Consider the following 18529-nt stretch of genomic DNA (forward strand, 5'->3'; position numbering starts at 1 on the left):
ACGGTCTTTGAACATGGCAAACGTTTCCCTTCGGGAGAGCATGATCGGGCGCGGCCCCGCCGGAGCCGACAGGTCCGCGGGCGGCGGCGGGGGCGACTGGTCTGTCCGCCGGCTGCCGCCTGCCGGGCCCGACGGGGACAGCCGGTGCGCCGGGGCGGCGGGCGCCGGGGACGGAGGTGGGGGCCACAGGTCAGGCGGAGGCGCCGGGTCAGGGGGTGGCGAGGTGTTGGGATATGGAGGTGCGCAGGGCCGGGTCCGGGGGGCCCGGGGGGATGGGGTGGTCGGCCAGGATGCGGGCGGGGGTGCCGCCCAGGATGACGACGCGTTGCGCCAGGGTCAGGGCCTCGTCGATGTCGTGCGTCACGAAGAGCACCGTCGTGCCGCGGCGCTGCCACAGTTCGCGCAGCAGGGCCTGCATGCGGGTCCGGGTCAGGACGTCCAGTGCGCCGAACGGCTCGTCCATGAGGAGGACTTCCGGTTCGGCGGCGAGCGCACGGGCCAGCGCCACCCGCTGCTGCATCCCGCCCGAGAGCTGCGCCGGGTACTTCTCCGCGCCCTCCGCGAGGCCGACCTCCGCCAGGGCCGCGAGGGCGCGCCGCCGCCTCTCGGCGCGGGGGAGCCCGAGCCGTTTCAGGGCGAACTCGACGTTCCCGCGGGCCGTCCGCCAGGGGAACAGGGCGTAGTGCTGGAAGACCACCCCGCGGTCCGGCCCCGGCCCCCGCACCGGGGCCGCGCCCACGCTGACCCCGCCCGAGAGGGGGCGTACAAAACCGGCGACCGTCCCCAGCACGGTGGACTTGCCGCACCCGCTCGGCCCCAGCAGCGCGGTGAAGGACCCCGCCGGGAAGTCCAGGTCGGTGCGCTCCAGCACGGGGGCGCCCCCGTAGCCCACCGACAGCCCCTCCAGTCGCACGCTTCGGCTCATGACGCCCCCCAGTGCACGAACCGGCGGCCGATCCCGGCCAGGACAAGGTCCACGGCCACGCCGAGCAGCCCGAGGACGAGCAGCCCCGCGAACATCCGGTCCACGCGCAGGAACTGCCCGTCCACCTGGAGGCGGTACGCCAATCCGCTGTCGGCACCGCCCAGTTCGGCCGCGACCAGGGCGAGCAGCGCCACCGAGGCGCCGTAGCGCAGCGCGGCGAGCACGGCCGGGGCGGCGGCGGGCAGCAGGACCTCGGTGAAGCGGCGGTGCAGGGGCGCGCCGAGGGAGCGGGCGGCCCGCAGGTGCGAGGCGGGCACGCGGGAGACGCCGTCGTGGACGTACAGCCAGACCGCGAGGAGGACGGCGTAGGCGATCAGCAGCCGCTTGGCGCCCTCGCCGATGCCGAACCAGGCGGTGGCGAGCGGCACCAGCGCGATCGCCGGGATCGGCCGCAGGAAGGAGACGACCGGGGTCACGGCCGCCGAGAGCCGCGGCAGATAACCGGTGGCGAAGCCGAGCGCCCCGCCCACGAGGGCGCCGAGCGCGAAGCCCTGCCCGGCGCGGGAGAGGCTGGCGGCGAGGTCGGAGGCGAGCAGTCCGCTGCGGGCGCCGTCGACCAGCGCGGCGGCGGTCTCGGCGGGGGTGGGCAGCAGCCCGGGAGCCACCGCGCCGGACCAGGCGAGCAGCGACCACGCCGCGAGCACGGCGAGGGCCGCGCCCACGGCCGGGACCAGCGTGGGGCCGATGGACGGGCCGGGGGACGGGCCGGGCCGGCCGGGGGTCCGGCCCGGGGGTGGGGAGGGTGTGGAGAGCACGGGGTGGCTCCTCGTTCGGAGGTCCTTCATAAGTGAGGTCAATAATTGACCACGCTTATGAAGGCAGTGTTGCGGCAGTGCAAAACCTCCCCGGGCCGCCCGGGCCCCCGTCCGCCATGCGGTACGTTCGCAAGCGTGTCTCGCCCCGAACCCACGCCCGAAGCGATCGAGGTCGGACGGGTGATCCGCGGCTGTCGCAAGCAGCGCGGCGTCTCCATGGCCGCGCTCGCCACCCGCTCGGGCCTCTCGCAGCCCTTCCTCAGCCAGCTGGAACGTGGCCTCGCCACCCCCAGCCTCAGCTCGATCTACAAGATCGCCGAGGCGCTGGACGTCACCCCGGGCACCTTCCTCAGGCCGCCGGGCCGCCCCGGAGCGGTCAGTCACGAGAGCGACCCGCAGGTGATCCGCGTGAACGAGGCCGCCGGGCAGGTCGCCCGCGTATTGATCCCCGGCGGCAGCAGCGGCCTGATGGAGGCGTACGAGCACCACTTCGAGCCCGGCCAGGGGGAGCGCGGCTGGTTCGAGCACCCCGGTGAGGACTTCCTCCATGTCCTGGCGGGGGAGGTCCTGTTGGAGGTGGAGGGCGAGGAACCGCTCGTCCTGCGTGCCGGGCAGAGCGCCCACCACCGCGGCGAACTCCCGCACCGCTGCCGCCTGTCGGGCCCGGAGCCGGCCCGCACCCTCCTGGTCGTCGCCCACGCCCCCTGACGCCCCTTGACGCCGAAGCTGCCCCGTAACACCCCCACTCCCGGCCGGAATTGCTTAGGTAAGCCTTGCCTAAAATGGTCTAGGGTGTGCGCATGAACAAGATCATCCGCATGCTGGCGGCCGTGACCGCCGGCTTAGTGCTGGCCGCCCCCGGCGCCCTCGCCACCCCCGCGGCCGCCCAGGCCGCACCGGGCGCGGGCGCCGCCACCCGGCTGGAACTCCCGCGCCCCACCGGCGACTTCGCCGTCGGCCGGGACACCCTCCACCTGGTTGACCGGGACCGCAAGGACCCCTGGGTGCCCGACCGGGATCGCGAGCTGCTGCTCTCGCTGTACTACCCGGCCCTCGCCCACACCGGGACCCCCGCTCCCTATATGACCGTCCCCGAGGCCAAGGCGTTCCTCACCGACCGCGGCACGCTCGGCGAGCACGTCACGCCGGAGCGGCTGGCGGCCACCCGTACGCACTCCCGGACCGCGGCCCTTCCCCGGCCGTCCGCGCAGCGGTACCCGCTGGTCGTGCTCTCGCCGGGCTTCACCATGCCGCGCAGCTCGCTGACCACGCTGGCCGAGGACCTGGCCAGCCGCGGCTATGTGGTGGCCGCGGTGGACCATGCGTACGAGTCCGACGGCACGACCTTCCCCGGCGGCCGGCTGCTGACCTGCACCGCCTGCGAGCAGGTCTTCCCCGACCAGTCGCTGCACCGCGTCTCGGACGGCCGGGCGCGCGATGTCCCGTTCGTCCTGGACCGCCTCACGGGCCCGCACCCCGCCTGGCGGTACTCGCGGATCATCGACGAGCGGCGCATCGGCATGGCCGGGCACTCCATCGGCGGCGCGGCGGCCTCGGCCACCATGGCCGCGGACCCGCGCGTCGACGCCGGGGTGAACATGGACGGGACCTTCTTCACCCCCGTCCCGCAGCAGGGCCTGGGCGGCCGCCCGTTCCTGATGCTCGCCGGGGACCCGGCGCTGCTGCCGCCCGACTTCCCGGACACCTCCTGGGAGGACACCTGGCCGCGGCTGGACGGCTGGAAGCGCTGGCTGACGATCACCGGAGCCGGTCACCCCGCCTTCACGGACTGGCCCGTACTCGGTGACCAGGTGGGCTACGACCACCCGGAGACCCCGCTCTCCGGCACCCGGTCGCAGCAGATCACCCGCGGCTACGTCGGCGCCTTCTTCGACCTCCAGCTGCGCGGCATACCCGCACCCCGCCTGGAGGGGCCGACGGCGGCCGACCCGGAGGTGGTCTTCCACCGACGCTGACCCGCGCCGGAGGCGCGGGGCCTGAGACGCGGGGCCTGAGGACTGGGGGCGGGCTGTCAGGACCCGCCGCCTCAGGACCCGCCGCCCCCGAACGCCCAGGACTCGATGTCGCGGTAGTGGATCGGCCCCGGGCCGCGGCCCTGGTTGCTGCCGACCAGGTGCAGGCGCTCGGAGTGCCAGCGGCGCCCGGAGAACCCCTCCAGCCCGGCGGCCGCTTCCACCACGCAGGCCGGATCGCTGCGCCGGGTCCGGGCCAGGGTGAGATGGGGGCGCAGCACCCGTTCCTCGAAGGCGATCCCGCACTCCTTGACCAGGGCGCGCACGTCCGAGGCCAGCAGGTGCAGGGCTTCCAGGTCCCCCTCGATCCCGCTCCACAGCACCCGCTCGTCGAAGTGCCCGCCCCCGCGCAGCGCCAGCTCCACGGGCTCCCGGGCGGCCGCGAGGGCCGCGAGCGGCGGCCGCAGCAGCGGGACGGCGGAGACCGGCAGCTCGCCGAGGAAGGCCAGGGTGATGTGCCAGTCCTCGATACGGTTCCACCGCATGCGGGGGTAGGCCCCGTAGGCGGGCCCCAGGGCGTGTTCGAGCTCGGCCTTGGCCTCGTCGGGCGGGGCGAGGGCTATGAACACCCGGACGGTCGCGGGCGGGGTCTTTTCCTTCACAGGGGTCTTCGTACCTCACCGGTGGCCGTCGGGTCATCTCCGGGGGCGGGGCGGGGGCCGGCGCGGGGGATGGCCCGAGGCCGCCGCCCCGCCCGCGCCCGCCCCTCGTACCGCTCAGTCCACGAGCACCCCCGGGTTCAGGATGCCCCGCGGGTCCAGTGCCCCCTTCGCCGCCCGCAGCGCCAGGGCGAAGGGCTCGGGGCGCTGGAGGTCGTAGCCCGGGCGGTGGTCGCGGCCGACCGCGTGGTGGTGGGTGATCGTCGCCCGGTGGCGGTGCAGGACCTCGCCCGCCACGGCCTTGAGCTCGTCCCAGAAGGCGACCTCGTCCCCCGGGCGGCCCCCGGCCAGCACGGTGAAGTACGGCGCCGCTCCGTCCGGATAGACGTGCGTGAGGCGGCAGTTGACGGTCGCCGGATGGCCGGACGCCTTGAGGGCCGCCGCGCCGACCTCCTCGCGTACGGCCTGGACGAGCGCCGGGATCCGGTCCCAGGTCGCCGCCGTCTCGAAGGTCTCCGCGACGGCCCCCATGCGGGCCAGCCCGTCGCGCAGGTACGGCATCCGCAGGAAGGCCGAGCGCCAGGCGCCGACCGCCGCGTCGGCGGGCGCGCCCTCCTCCGCATGCGCGGCGCCGTCGCGCCGCCCACCGTGGGAGCGGGCCAGTTCGACGGCCCGCGCGAGCCGGTCCGTGACCGGGCCGTCCGCGGACTCGAACCCCAGCACGAGCACGGCCGAGCCGTCCTGCGAGGCCCCCGACAGGGCCGCCTCGCCCGCGTCCAGCAGCCGGCAGTTCGCGGGCGCCAGGTCCGACTGCGCGAGGGCCCGCACCGCTTCCAGCGCGGCGCCGAAGCGGGCGAAGGAGAGCGCGGCCGACGCCTTGTGCGCCGGGCGCGGCTGGAGCCGTACCCACGCCTCGGTGATCACCCCGAGGGCGCCCTCCGAGCCGAGGAACAGCCGGTCGGGGGAGGGGCCCGCGCCGGACGCGGGAAGCCGCCACGACTCACTCGTACCGGCCGGGGTGACCACGCGCAGGGACTGGACGAAGTCGTCGATGTGCGTGCGGCCGGTGGCGTAGTGGCCTCCGGCGCGGGTGGCGAGCCAGCCGCCGAGCGTGGAGAACTCGAAGCTCTGCGGGAAGTGCCGCAGCGTCAGCCCGTGGGGCCGCAGCTGGTCCTCCAGGCTCGGGCCGAGGGTGCCCGCCTGGATGCGGGCGGCCCGGCCGGGGACGTCGACCTCCAGGACCCGGCCCATGGCGGTCAGGTCGAGGGAGAGCACGGCGCGGTGCGCGTCGCCGCGGTACTCCACGCCCCCCGACACCGAGGAGCCGCCGCCGTAGGGGACCACCGCGACCCGCCGCTCCCCGGCCCAGTCCAGCAGGTCGGCCACCTCCCGCTCGTCCGTGGGCCGGGCCACGAGATCGGGTATCCGGCCGGGGCGCCCGCGCAGGGCCCGCGCGATATCGCGGTACGCCTTCCCCATCGCATGCGCGGCGCGCTGCTCGGGGCCGGTGTCCACCAGGTGCGCGAGGCTCGCCGGGGGCTCGACGGCGGGCGGCGCGATGCGGAGGTCGCGGACGCGGGGCACGGGGAGCGGGCGGGCGAGGGTGCCGGGGATCAGGCTGCCCATGGCCGCGCACTCGGCGTCGTCGGGGTGGGCGTCGGCCCAGCCCCAGCCCCACCAGGAACGGGTGCGGGTGGGCGGGGTGGACTGCGTGGGGCCGGACATGGGTGCGCTCCAGAGCTCGCGGGAACGGAACTTACCTTGCGGTAAATTACTTACTGTTAATATCGCCGCATGGCAACCCCACGCTCGAAAGCCGGCACCAAGGGCGTCCCGCGGCAGCACCGCCGGGAGCAGATCCTGACCGAGGCCACCCAGGAGTTCGGCACGCGCGGCTACGCCGGTGCCTCGCTCGCGGCGATCGCGGAGCGGGTGGGGGTAACGAAGACCCTCCTGCACCAGTACTTCGGCACGAAGGAGCAGCTGTACCTGGCCTGCCTGGTGCCGGTGGGGGACCGGCTGCTGGACACCATCCGCACGGCGATGGGTCCGGACGGGACCGCCCCGCACACCCCGCTGCGCGTCCTGCGCAGCATCTTCACCGCCCTGGAGGGGCGGCGGGAGGCGTGGTTCGTCCTGTACGACACCTCGCTGCCGGCCGGTGGCGAGGCCGCGCGGCGGGCGGCGGAGTACTGGGCGGCCATCGACCGGCTGGCGGCGGGCGGCACGGCCGATCTGCTGCGGGCGGCGGGGTCGGACGACCCGCTGGACGCGGACGTACTGACGTACGTCTGGCGGGACCTGGTCGCGACGGTGGTCCGCTGGTGGGTCAAGCACCCGGAGGAGTCGCCGGAGGCGATGACGTCCCGCTGCGCCCGCCTGTTCGCGGCGGCGGCTTTCCTCGGGCCGGACGATGACGGCGACGGCGACGGCGACGGCGACGACGATGACGGCGACGGCGGCCTTGCCTGACCTATCGATTCTCGATAGATTTCCATCGCAACTCGATGGAAGGATGTGTCATGGGGAAATGGACCGTGCGGGCGCTGCGCGCCGTGCTCGCGGTGGTGCTCACGGGCACCGTGCTGGTGCAGGTGGGGATGGTCTGGGCGTTGGCCGGGGGAGACCCGGAGGACGGGTCGATGCCGCTGACCCCGATGCGCCTGCTCACGATCCTGGGGATGGTGTCGGCGCAGGTCGCGCTGGTGTCGGTGTGGCGGCTGGTGACGATGGTGCGGCGCGGAACCGTCTTCTCCGACGCCGCCTTCCGCTCCGTGGACACGGTGATCGGCGCGATCGTGGGCGCGGCCCTGGTGTGGTTCGCGGTCACGGCCTTCAACGCCCCGGGGCAGCGCGAGGATCCGGGCGTCACCGTCATCATGGCCGGGGTGGGCGTGGCCATCCTGGGGGTGGCCCTCATCGTCCTGGTCCTGCGGATGCTGCTGGTGCAGGCCGTCGCGCGGGACGGCGAGGCGACGCGGATGCGGGCCGAGCTGGACGAGGTGATCTGATGCCGATCGAGGTCGACATCGACGTGATGCTGGCCCGGCGGAAGATGTCCGTGGGCGAACTCGCGGAACGCGTGGGAATCACCCCCGCGAACCTGGCGGTCCTCAAGAACGGCCGCGCGAAGGCAGTCCGTTTCGCCACCCTGGCGGCCCTCTGCGAAGCCCTGGACTGCCAACCGGGCGACCTCCTCCGCTGGCACCCGGCCCCGACGGACCCGACGGAGGCCCTGGAACCGGCCGCACAGGACTGACGGGCCGCCCGCCGGGGCGGGCGGGGCGGCCGACGCCTCGGCCAAGGGGACCGACGCCCCCCCCGGCGGCCGGGTCAGAGTTCCGGATCCGGGGTGAGGGTCCGCTCATCCTGCGCGAGGTCTTCCGGTTCCCGCATTTCCTCCGGCTCCTTGCCGAACGAGCTGGCAGAGGAGACATGCTGTGTCCGCCACTGGGCGTTGTTGTAGCGGGTCCTGGAGGTTTGGGCCACCTCCTTCTCGCCGCCATAGTCGGGACCCTCCTGCAGGTACCTGTTCTTGTGGCTTACGAAGCGGAGCGTGTCGCCCGCCCGGAGCACCCGATTTCCTCCGGCGTTGATATTGCCGTTGGCGGTGAGATTGTCGGTGATGGTGACACTGTTGCCGGGCAGGACGTTGACGTGACTGTTGATCTTGAGGGGTTCGCCGTACGGCCCGCGGAGGTCGGCGATCCGGACGACCTTCCCGGTCCCGACAGCGGTGACCGAGCCGTTGGCAGTCACGTCGCCGTTGAAGGTGCTCGTCCCGGTGACGTTCAGGGCCGCGTCGACCTTCAGGCCCGCGTTCTGGCTGACCCTCAAGGGGTTGCCGCCCGCGCCGCGCACCGATCCGGCGACCGTCAGGTCCTTGGCGGTGTTGCTGAGGCTGACGCTGTCGGCGAATGTGGCCGGGCCCTGGACGGTGAGGTTCCTGACGACGAGGTCAGGAATGCGTACGGTGACGGCCGTGGTCAGGGTGTGGGTGAGGGTGACGCCGCCGGCTGTGACTTCGGCGCGGAGCATGAAGCCGGTGACGGTGGTCAGGCCGCGCGGGGTGGACCAGACGCGTTCCTTGTCGACAGAGACGCCGGCGGGGGTGTCGCCCCAGTGCATCGTGTACTTCGCGTCCGAGCCCTCCCAGCGGAGCACGGCGACCTCACCGTTCTCCACCATGATCTTCTCGGGCGCGAAATTCCGGAACACGAACCCGGCCGGGAACTTGTCCACCTCGACCGCGGCGTTCTTGTTGGTGAAGCTCCCGTTCGTCGTCGACGAACTTTCGATGATCTCGATGGAGACCTGACCCGCCGTGCGGTTGACCGCGATGTTGGACAGGGTGAGGGTGACGATCTGTCCGGTGAACTGCACCGCGCGGGCCGGGGTGAAGGTGATGACCGCGAAGCCGCCGGAGATGGTGGGGGGAGACGGTGTCCAGCCGGTGCTGGCACCGGTCCTGATGCCGGCGCCTTCGGTGGTGAGGTGCTCGGCTCCCGCGCCGACCGGTACCCGGATGGTGATCTTGTTGCACCAGGCCGAGGTGGTGATCCCGCTGCCGACATTGATGTTGACGGAGCCGTGTTCGGTTTCCTCGGCGGAGCTCACCCGCAGCGGCTTCGGGTCGGTCGACGGTTCGTACGGCAGCAGGTTGGTGGTGTTCACCATGACAACGCTCATGCAACAGCCCTTCTGAAAAGGAGGTTCAGGACGTCTCGGTCGCGTCGAGCAGCAGGTATCCGCACCGGGCCGCTGCCTGCGGATCCCCGAAGTGCGCCGTGGAATCGGCCGGAACGATCGGTAGCTCCACCCACTCGGTCTCCGACCCGCGCGGCTCGGCCCAACTCCACGCTCCGTGCCACGACGCGGGCTGCGGCAGCACCACACCTGCCTCCGTCGGCTCCTCTCCCGCCCGCGTCCGCCGGGCTTCCCCGGCCTTGTCGACCCGCTCGGCCGCGAGCAGTGGACCGAGCCGGAAGGACGCCCGGATCCGCCGCATCGCCTCGGACACCAGGTCGTCGGGCAGCTGGACCTTGGTCACCGGGAGGATGTCCGTGGTGGCGTGCACCGCCGCGTTCGGATCCATCAGCAGCGTCAGGTGGTGCGTCACCGGCTGGTCCGGGGTGCGCGCGGGCACGGCCAGGCCGTGGCCTTTGTCGATCGGGGTGAGATAGCCCCCGCCGCCCTGCGGCATGACCGCGTGGAAGATTTCGTACGAGGTCTCCTGGTCGGGCCCGGTCGCCCCGGCGAAGTATCCGATGAGGCCGTCGCCGAGCCGCTTCTCGTTGCCGAGGCGGACCGGCCAGCGGTAGCCGTCGTACTCCTCCTGCGACTCTCCGAGGACCTGGTCCCAGCTCGGGTTGCTCAGCAGCGGCCCTTCGAGCTCGACGCCCAGATCGGCGCGCACCAGTGCGAGCGGGCGGCCGATGAGCCGCAGCGCGGAGCCGTCCTCCTGGGCCGCCTCGTCGAGGATGGTGTCGAGGGTCCGGTCGATGGTGTCGAGCAGACCGCTGAGTGCGGCGGCGGGTTTGTCCTTGAGGGTGCGGACGAACCGGGCCAGGTGCGGCATGGCGTCCTCGAACTCCCGGGCGTCGACATCGGGGTGGGGCGACCCGGGGAGCGGTAGCCACACGCTGTCGTCCGCGCCGTCGATGTCCTTGACGACGCGGAGTTCGCCGAGACAGACGCCGTCGGGTCCGTGGACGACGAGCGTCTGGTCGAGGTGGTTGAGCAGCAGCCAGCCGGCCAGGGGGTTCTCAGCCGTGGCGGCGCGGGCCATCGGCGAGAGCCGCTGCCCGTCCACGGCGCGTACGGTCTCCAGCCGCACGCGGGCGCCCTGGAGGAGACGCGGGCCGAGCTGGACGAAGCGGGCCGTGCCGATGAGGTCCTCGTGCAGGACGCTGTCGGGGGCAACGCTCTCCGCGAGGGTGAGGGAGACCTGTTCGTGGTTGCCGCTGTTGACGATGTCGTAGGTGCGGCCGAAGCGGTCGACGATGCGCAGGTCGTGAAAGGTGAACTGGCCGGCGCGGACGGGCTGGAACGGTGTTCCGGGGTCGTCGGCGGGCGGTTCGAGCGGGCCGCCTTCCGGGACGCTCTGGATGTCGCCGACGAGGCCGGCGACGGCCTCGGGGACGTGCGCGGTGGTCCTGGCGGCGCCGTCCTGCTGGACGAGCCAGTCGTGGAAGCCGTCGAGGCGCTGGGAGAGCGTTCCCGGGTCGCCGAGTTCCTCGCGCAGGGCGAGCAGGCCATCGGTGGGAGCGCCGGAGTAGGTGTCGAGGTAGTGGTCGATCTGCTTCTGCAGGACGAACGGCGTGCTCGGGGTGAGGAACGCCCGGTTCTTGAAGGTGAGCCACCGCAGGTCGGCTTCGCCACCGCCGGGCTGGGCTCCCCGGCCGGACCATTCGTAGCGGCTGCCGTTGAAGGTCCAGTAGGTGGTGCCGTCGGCCTGGAAGGGCGTGGGGCAGTACTTCAGTTCGTATTCGAGGTGCATGGGCAGCCAGGGCTGCCGCCAGGGCGCGGTGTGCTCGGGGACGGGCCCGGTGACGGCGCCGGGGTCCTGGAGAGCCGCGTCGAGAGCGCCGGGGACCCGGGCCACCTGGTCCAGGAGGGCGAACTCGGCGAGCAGCGGGGTGCAGGCGTCGGGGAGACCGGCCAGTCCGGGGCTGGGCGGAGCGGTGGGCCGGTCGTAGGTCGTGCCGCCGACGGTGATCCGGGTGATCAGGGCCTCGGGAAGGCGGCAGGGCAGCGGGGTGTCCCGGGTCAGGGGTTCCTTGGCACCGGTGTCCTTGATGAGCACGACCGGGTCGGCGGGGCGGTAGTAGGACTCGCGGGCCGTGCGCTCCAGCTGGTAGCGCGGGTCGAGTCCGCGTTCGGTCGCGTACCTCGCGATGTCGGCCGCGAGTTCCTCCGGGGTGGCTCCGGTGGGCAGTTGCCTTGACAGCGCGAACTGTTCGTCGAGCAAAGCCTTGGTCCGTCCGGCCAGACTCGTGGCATCGCTCTCGCTGAGCTGGACATCGGCTGCGGCGTCGAAACCTGCGGGGTGCTCAGGGGTGAACGGGGGAACCGGCTTGTTGCGCAGCCACCAGATGTTCCACAGGCGCTGCTGGGAGCGGCGGAGCCTGGGCGCGAGGTCGTCGTACTGCCCTTGGACATCGTTGAGTTCGGTCAGCCATCCGGGTTCCGGCGGCGCGGGCGGCAGCTCGTCGTCGCCTTCGACGGGGCGCGCGGTCACCTTCCAGACATGGCCGCCGTCGGAGCCGGAGAACCAGGAGTGATGGGTGAGGGTATCGAGGTCCTCTTCGCCGTCGGCGGTGTCGAGTGTTTCGAGGGTGCCGTGGAAGAGGGAGCGTACGAGGTCCCCGGTGCGCGCGGACCGGGTCTGGCGGGCGGCCAGCCGGCCGAGGGCTTCGGCACTGCTGCTGCCCAGCGTGAGGATCTCGCTGAGTTCGATGTTGCTCGGTTTGTCGGACTCGCAGGTGGCGCCTTCACGCTGCCAGTCGACTCCCAGCGCCGAGCCGCTGTAGAGGGTGCGGTCCAGGGCGTCGGCGGCGGTGCCGTCGGGGATGTTCCAGCCGAGGGCTTCGAGGAGGTCAGCCGTTCCGCTCGCGTCCGGCGGGAGCAGACCGGGCACGGACGCGGCGCGGTTGAGGTAGTCGAGTGCGTCGTCGCTGTACCAGCCGACGACGAAGTAGCTCAGCGTCGCGTCGGGCGGGTAATTGTCCAGGTCGCCTTTCAGGTCCTCAAGGGTGTCGTGGATCGAGAACACGTCCTTGTTGTACGGCTGGTAGGCCGCGAAGCCGGGCAGTCCGGGCCCGGCCGCGGTCAGGTGCGGCTTCTGGGCAGGTGGTTCGGTCCACGGCGCCCGCGTGAGGTCGTGGCGGCGGCCGAGGAAGGTCAGCTCCAGCGGAGCGCCCTCCGGCGAATCGGGGTTCGGGTGCTTGTTGGTGCCGTAGACGTCGTTGCCGTCGGCGTCCTGGACCGGGCGGCTCTCCAGGTAGTCGCTCTGCACGATCCACCCGACGGCCTTGCGGTCCGCCTCCGCCGCTGTGGTGCTGTAGCGCACGACCAGCCAGCGGTTGGGCACGAACGGAAAGGTCGTCTCCCCCGTCGCCTGGTCGTAGTGTCCGTTGGCCAGCGCCTCGGGCAGCTGCCACTGGACATAGACGCCTTCGCTGTCCGGGCCCATGGTCTCGGTGCCGACGCCGGGGGGAGGCTCCGCGCCCGCGCCCTCCTCGATCATGGCGTCGAAGTTCGGCGTCCACCGGTTGAACGTCTCGGCGGTGCGGGTCAGCCGGTTGACGACAAGGGCGTGCACCTTGACGGGGACGATCAGGTCCGTGGCGCTCATCAGGCGGTCTCCGTCCGGGCAGCGGTGCCGGTGGGGCTGAGGATTTCCTGTTCCAGCGGGGCGTTGACGAGTTCCAGGGCCAGTTGTCCGGGATCCAGGTCGGGGAGTCCGAACTCCCGGGCCAGGGCGGGCACCAGGCCGTCGGTGCCGAACATCCGGAGCACAGCGGGTCCGGTGTCCGGGTCGGAGCGCAGGTGGAGGTCGAAGAGGCTGCCGGTGGCCGGGTAGTAGGTCTCCAGCGGGGTGCCGATCGGCGGGTCCGCGGCCAGGCTGCGCAGGCCGAGGCGGTTCCCGGCGTCGATGCCGTAGTGGATGCCCTGTCCCGGTTCGCGGATGACGACCTTGTCGGGAACGCCGTCCCAGAGGACGAGCAGGATCCTCTTGTCCGGTGTGGCGCGGCGCAGTTCGGTGAGGACGGTTCCGTCCTCACGGTAGGCGTTGACCTTGATGTCCGGCCAGGCGGGGACGAGTGCGGAGTGGATGAGCAGCCCGCCGGCGGCCCGCTTCGCGCTGCCCGACCGTGCGGTGGCCCGGTTGAGTTCGGGGGCGAGGCGGCTGTCGACGGAGGTGTGCACACCGACGTCGGCGGCTCCGGCGACGAGCGCGTCCAGCCAGCCCTGGTCGAGGCGGAACATCCGGAGGGATTCCAGGGGCAGCATGCGCGGGTCGGGCACGAGGTGGTGGAACGGCACGCCCTGGAGCAGGCCGAGGCGGGCCTGCCAGGCGGCGATGGCCCCGGCGCTGCGTTCCGCGGTGGTCCGCAGCAGGGAGACGGCGCGTTCTTCCGCGAGCACGGACCTCGACCGTGTACGTGTCACTCTCGGCTGCGGCGTCCTGCGTCCGGCGTCGTCCGGGAGCTGGGGGCCCCTGAGCCCGGTGCCGAGCCGCTCGCGGAAGCCTGCGGAGGCGAGTTCGCGCAGCGCGCCGAGGGCGGGCGGGGCATCCGGGTCGACCGAGGCGCGCGCCGGATCTCCGGCCAGCGCCATCAGCGTCGTCGCCCGGTTGGCGAGTTCCCGGCGGGCCCGTTGGACGGCGGTGGTGTATTCGGGGTCGGCCAGGCCGATGGTGCGACCGAGAGTCCAGGCGACGGCGTAGCTGACGTCGAAGACGCCGTGCTCGGGCTCGTAGACGAGCGCGTGGTCGGAGGTGGTGTGCGGGCCGGGGCTGTGCTCGGTGGGCACGTCGAAAGCGGTGACCGGGGTGGCCGGGCCGCGGTACCAGGCGAAGGTGCGTTCGCCGGAGAGGGTCAGGTGAGGGACGGCGGTGTAGCCGAGTGCGAGGCGCTCGCGGACGTAGTCGTCCTCGGGGTCGTCGGTGATCGGTGCGGTAACCGGCAGGCGCAGGGCGAGCTCTTCGGGCTCCTCGGCGCCGGGGGCGACAAGGTTCTCCAGCAGAGTTCCGGGGTCTGCGGCGGGCCCTTTGCTGCTGGTGAAGCTCCAGCTGTGCAGCGAGCACAGGCGGACGGCCGTGGTGCCGCCGGGCAGGGTGCCGGACAGCCGCCCCTCGAAGCCTTCGAGGGAGACGAGGTGGACGGCGTAGTTACCGGGGGTGTGGGGGAAGCGGTTGGCGTTGACGACCGCGTACTCCCCTTCTTCGAGGACTTCGCCGTCGGCCCGGGTCCTGTTCGCGTCGACGACCTTGCGGACGTGGGCGAGGTAGTACATCTCGTCGTCGCGCGGGGCGACCGCGTTGAAGAGGTCCGCCGGGACGTCGATGGTCCGGCACTTGCTCCGGGCCTCGGCCTCGTCGACGCCGCCGGGCGGCAGCTTCGGGCCCTCGACCCCCTCCTCGGCAGGGTTGCGGAGCTTCTCGACGGTGCGCAGCACGGTGTCCCCGGACGCGGCGGGGTCGTCGGGCAGTTCGTTCTCGCCGAAGACGAGCAGGGCGAGCCAGGGCGGGCGGGCCGGGGGCTGCTCGGCGAGGGTTCCGGCGAGGTTGCGTTCCCAGGGCAGGACCGACCGGCTGAGGGTGATGTGCGGCAGGGTCCTGGTGTAGGCGCCGGTGCTCTCGCGCGGCGGGTAGTAGGCGTGGACGGACGCTTCGCCGAGTACGAAGCGGACGGCCTTGATCTCGAAGGTCTCCTCGGACGGGAGCAGCTTGTCCTGGGCGTCCAGTGCGCCGTCGGAGTCGCTGAGGGTGTTCTTGACCACGACCCGGTAGTCGCCGGGGGTGGCCCGCGGGATCAGGTGGTCGAGGAAGTGGATGCGCAGATCCGGTTCAGCGGTCACGGCCGGTCACCTCGTCGCGGTGGTGGTCAGGGGCGGGGTGGTCAGGCTGCGGCCGGCGAGTGCGGCGTAGCCGGTGAGCGGACTGTCGAGGCCGGCGCCGGGGCCGGCGCCGAGCCGGGCGAGGGCGCTGAGCGCGGCGGTGCGGCGGTCCTTGACGGTGGGAGCGGCGACGGTGTCGACGATGGTCCGGATGCTCTGGCCGTCGGCCCGCGGCTCGGGCCCGGCGGGGTCGGACACGCGCAGGGGCATGCGGCCGTCCGGGAGTCCTTCGTACGAGAGCGCCTGTGAGGTGACGGGCCCGGTGTCGGTGCCGTAGTCCGGCCTGGGGAGGGTGATCCTCAGTCCGGTGAGGCGGTTTTCGAGCAGTTGGTCGCCCTGAAGCGCATCACCGGGTTTGGCCAGGGGCTTGCCCCACAGGCCGGGGGCGACCGTGCCGGTGACCGGCTTGACCACCCAGTGATGGTCGGTGGGGTGGAAGGTCGTGCCGTCCTTGGTGATGGTGACCCGGTGGGCTGAGGTGACACCCGTCTTCCGCATGGGGCGGATGTCGACCGTCCCCTCGTCGGACTGCTTGATCAGCCGTTCGTTGACGTACAGGTGTGAGGCGGGGATGCCGGCTTCGGTGGTGAAGGTGAATCCGGCCGAGGAGACGAGGGTCGGCTCCTTGGCGGCCGCACGCCGGGTGATCTCGCCCTGGTCGGTGTCGGCGAGCAGGCCCTCGTTGGGGATGACCCGGGCCGGTGCGGGGATCTGGGTGCGGAACTCGGGCCAGTCCACGGCGGGGGTGCTGTCGCGGGAGGAGCCGAAGCCGAAGCTGAAGGAGATGAACCAGAGTTTGACGGTGGCCCGGCCCCCGAAGGGCGGCAGCCACAAGTGGAGGTCGATGCCGACCTCGACGGAGATGCGGACCCGGACGAACCAGACTTTGATGGTGGCCGCGACGCCGATGCTGATGCCGAGCCGGACGTCGACGTAGAAGGGCTTCCACTGGGCCAGCACGTCGAGGTGTGCGGTGAACCACGCGGAGAAGACGCCCTTGTCGTAGACGGCGGCCAGGCGTCCGCCGAACATGCACGCGGCGGGGGTGATCGCGGCGTAGGCATCGGCCCGCACGGTGACGTCGGCGGCCGGGGACCACACGAACCCGAGTCGTTTGGGCCGGGGGTAGTGTGCGGGGACGTTGTAGTCGGGGTGGTATCCGCCGAGGCTGATGGCGAAGTCACCGGCGCGGCCTCCGCCGGTCCAGACGTAGACGGCGATGCCACCGGTGAGTTCGATGGACGGGTCGAGCACGTAGCTGCCGGGGAGCAGAGCCACGTCCATGGACAGGCAGTGCTCGGCGGAGCTGAAACCGAGGCTCAGGCCGATGTTCACCCTGGCGATGGCCCGGGCGTTCGGCTTGAGGGTGCGCGGCAGGCTGACGGAGGTGCGGCCGAGCAGCATGGCCTTGACGGAGTCGCCGAGTTCGATGACGGCGAGGGCTTTGGTCTCGATGAAGCCGAAGCTGGTGAATTTCACTCCGGCGGCGATCCAGTACTGGCCCTCGGCGGGGCGGATCCAGCCGGTGGGTCCGGTGAGGGCCTTGAGCGCGTCCTCGGGGGTGTACGGCGTCGGGGCCGGCATGCCGGGCAGGGCCTGGGACGCGTCCAGTCGTGCCACCAGGGGGAATTCGGCGATCTCGGCGCCGGTGGGGACCTTCTTGAAGGAGCTGTTGATCCCGAATCCGGCGGAGAAGCCGGTGACCGTGAAGGGTGGCGGGCCGAAGACCGAGGCGCCGCCGAGGAGGGAGAGCTCGCCGTAGATGAAGACCGAGTGCCATCCTTCGACGCTGCGTGCCCACACGGCCTGGGCGCCGAGTTCGACCGCCATCGCCTGGACGAGGATCAGCCCGGCGAGTTCGAAGTCGAGGGTGGGGTCGTCGGGTGTCTTGTTGAGCAGTCCGCCCTTGAGGCCGATGAGTCCGTCGGCGGCGGTGGCTTCGATGTTCATGCCGTGCAGGAAGGGCAGCAGCGGGAAGCCGCCGCTCAGCCCGACGTAGAAGCCGAGTCCGGCCACCTGCCAGGTGAGAGAACCGATCGTGACCTGGCCCTGGAGCTCGATGAGCAGGCCCTTTTTGACGTCGTGGCGGAATACGATCGACGAGAGGTAGACCGGCCCGAACTGCTTGCCGATCACGAACTCGTATTCGAGCTTCGGCTTCTCCGGACTCTCCGGAGCCGGTCCGAACTTCGGCGGGACGGTGATCACCAGTGCCGGGGTCGGATGGCCCATGACCGCGAGGTGGACCGCCGCACTCACGTTCTTGCCCAGCGGGACCCCAGCCGCCGCGTTCACCACCGGCAACTGCTGGAGCGGGCCGAGGCCGTACTCCGTGACGACTCGGTTGATCTTGATGACGTCCTCGGAGCTGAGGTTCTCGGAGACGTACATGATCTGGAGCGCGGGCAGGGACAGCAGCCCGTTGCCGATCATGGGTCCGACCACCGGCAGCCCGGAACCGTCCCAGTCCGTGCGGGCCCGGACCATGGCGACGGTGGTGGCCTTGGGTTTGCCGTTCTGGCCGGTGCGGCCGAGCACCGTGGTCCGCAGCACCAGCACTTCCACCGGGTTCGCGCCGGTGCCGTGGTCCACCGGCGCTTCGGCGGTGACCATCAGGTTGTCCATCTTGCCCGCCGGGTGCTGGTGCAGCTGGACCCGCTCCAGCCAGTCGACCAGCGGTCCGGGCAGGTCGACGCCGTGCTCGCCGAGGGCTTCGAGCAGCGGGGTGATCAACAGCGGCGGTCCGTCGAGGGGCTGAGCCGCGCCGATGGACTCCTTGTGCAGTTCGGCGCGGAACTCCAGCGGGTCGGCGACCGCCCCGCCGAGTTCGAAGCCCACCCAGGGCCCGGTGCCGGGGCACCGTCCGGCCGCGGCCGCGGCCTGTCCGGCGGCCAGCAGGACCCGCAGTGACCGGCCACCAGACAGCCCGGACAGGTCGACGTGGGCGACGGCGGTCTGGAGCAGCCAGGTCGCCGGGCTCGCCTCGAAGAGAAGCGCGTCGACCGCCGTGCCAGTGGCGAAGAACCGGGCGCTGGCCGGCATCGCCTCACCGGCCAGAGTGACGGTGCCGGTCACGGTCAGAGCGGCACGGTCGGCAGTCGCCTCACTGAGGGTCAGAATGCCGTCGGGCAAGTGCTCCAAGGACCCGGCCTCGCCGGTCAGCCCGAGCCGCCCGGTGTCGAGCTCGAACGTACCGGCACCTCCCGCCGGGAACAGTCCAACCAGTTCGTCGACCGTCAGCGCCATGGGTGACCCCTGCCTGTGGACACGGTTGAGTGAGGCGCCCGCGGAAATGCGGGGCCTCTGTGCCGGTATGTTCCGTTACGGAAAAGAAAATAGGGGAGGGGCACGGAAACATCAATGCGGAGCATGCGGGCGGCGCAACTGTCCGGCCCGATACGTCTGAAAAACATCGGCCAGGAACCTGGAAATGGCCACCTCTTTTCCGCCAGATGTCTTTTGCGTGAGGGGATCTATTGCGTATGACCGTTCGGAGAATCGATTCAGTCGGCGCATTTGAAGACGAGCCGGTCC

At 72.0% G+C, this 18529-nt stretch carries 13 protein-coding genes; 5 read left to right on the plus strand and 8 right to left on the minus strand.

Translation table 11 applies throughout. The features are described from left to right. Positions 1–208: 208 nt before the first annotated feature. Together ABZ873_RS17795 and ABZ873_RS17800 are read right to left on the minus strand one after the other, a co-directional pair. The gene (locus tag ABZ873_RS17795) at positions 209–925 is read right to left on the minus strand and encodes an ABC transporter ATP-binding protein (RefSeq protein ID WP_360872263.1); all 717 of its coding nucleotides are present in this window, start codon (positions 923–925) and stop codon (positions 209–211) included. Further along, the gene (locus ABZ873_RS17800) at positions 922–1740 is read right to left on the minus strand and encodes an ABC transporter permease subunit (RefSeq protein ID WP_360872267.1); all 819 of its coding nucleotides are present in this window, start codon (positions 1738–1740) and stop codon (positions 922–924) included. The genes ABZ873_RS17795 and ABZ873_RS17800 overlap by 4 nt, the downstream gene beginning before the upstream one ends. Before the next feature lie 135 nt (positions 1741–1875). On the opposite strand from ABZ873_RS17800, the gene ABZ873_RS17805 reads away from it, so the two are divergent. Both ABZ873_RS17805 and ABZ873_RS17810 read left to right on the plus strand, forming a co-directional pair. Further along, positions 1876–2448 carry an XRE family transcriptional regulator gene (locus ABZ873_RS17805; protein WP_360872270.1) on the plus strand — a complete coding sequence of 191 codons (573 nt, stop codon included), beginning with the start codon at positions 1876–1878 and terminating at the stop codon, positions 2446–2448. A 92-nt stretch (positions 2449–2540) separates the two neighbouring features. After that, positions 2541–3716 carry an alpha/beta hydrolase gene (locus ABZ873_RS17810; RefSeq protein ID WP_360872273.1) on the plus strand — a complete coding sequence of 392 codons (1176 nt, stop codon included), beginning with the start codon at positions 2541–2543 and terminating at the stop codon, positions 3714–3716. A 71-nt stretch (positions 3717–3787) separates the two neighbouring features. On the opposite strand, the gene thpR is transcribed toward ABZ873_RS17810, so the two are convergent. Continuing rightward, positions 3788–4375 carry an RNA 2',3'-cyclic phosphodiesterase gene (gene thpR / locus ABZ873_RS17815; protein WP_360872276.1) on the minus strand — a complete coding sequence of 196 codons (588 nt, stop codon included), beginning with the start codon at positions 4373–4375 and terminating at the stop codon, positions 3788–3790. A gap of 114 nt (positions 4376–4489) precedes the next feature. Further along, on the minus strand, positions 4490–6097 hold the full coding sequence (locus ABZ873_RS17820; RefSeq protein WP_360872279.1) for an FAD-binding oxidoreductase: 1608 nt from the start codon (positions 6095–6097) through the stop codon (positions 4490–4492). A 69-nt stretch (positions 6098–6166) separates the two neighbouring features. Between ABZ873_RS17820 and ABZ873_RS17825 the strand changes: the two genes are divergently transcribed. From ABZ873_RS17825 to ABZ873_RS17835, 3 genes are read left to right on the plus strand one after another with little or no spacing between them, the layout of a single operon-like run. After that, positions 6167–6844, plus strand: a complete 678-nt coding sequence (locus ABZ873_RS17825) for a TetR/AcrR family transcriptional regulator (protein ID WP_360872282.1) — start codon at positions 6167–6169, stop codon at positions 6842–6844. Positions 6845–6894: 50 nt separating this feature from the next. Next, positions 6895–7383, plus strand: coding sequence for a DUF2975 domain-containing protein (locus ABZ873_RS17830; RefSeq protein ID WP_360872284.1), 489 nt, complete (start codon positions 6895–6897; stop codon positions 7381–7383). After that, positions 7383–7631, plus strand: coding sequence for a helix-turn-helix transcriptional regulator (locus tag ABZ873_RS17835; RefSeq protein WP_360872287.1), 249 nt, complete (start codon positions 7383–7385; stop codon positions 7629–7631). Before ABZ873_RS17830 ends, ABZ873_RS17835 begins: the two co-directional genes overlap by 1 nt. A gap of 74 nt (positions 7632–7705) precedes the next feature. Here ABZ873_RS17835 and ABZ873_RS17840 read toward each other — a convergent pair whose 3' ends face one another. From ABZ873_RS17840 to ABZ873_RS17855, 4 genes are read right to left on the minus strand one after another with little or no spacing between them, the layout of a single operon-like run. Then, positions 7706–9061, minus strand: coding sequence for a hypothetical protein (locus ABZ873_RS17840; protein WP_360872290.1), 1356 nt, complete (start codon positions 9059–9061; stop codon positions 7706–7708). Between the two features lie 25 nt (positions 9062–9086). Next, entirely contained in the window at positions 9087–12728 is a 3642-nt protein-coding gene (locus ABZ873_RS17845; protein ID WP_360872293.1) for a hypothetical protein, read from the minus strand. Further along, complete coding sequence (locus ABZ873_RS17850) at positions 12728–14956, minus strand: hypothetical protein (protein WP_360872295.1); 2229 nt, start codon at positions 14954–14956, stop codon at positions 12728–12730. Before ABZ873_RS17850 ends, ABZ873_RS17845 begins: the two co-directional genes overlap by 1 nt. 6 nt (positions 14957–14962) lie before the next feature. Further along, complete coding sequence (locus tag ABZ873_RS17855) at positions 14963–18241, minus strand: DUF6603 domain-containing protein (RefSeq protein WP_360872298.1); 3279 nt, start codon at positions 18239–18241, stop codon at positions 14963–14965. Positions 18242–18529 lie beyond the last annotated feature (288 nt).

Origin of the sequence: Streptomyces sp. NPDC047014 (assembly GCF_040644195.1) — a bacterium.
Taxonomy (GTDB): Bacteria; Actinomycetota; Actinomycetes; order Streptomycetales; family Streptomycetaceae; genus Streptomyces.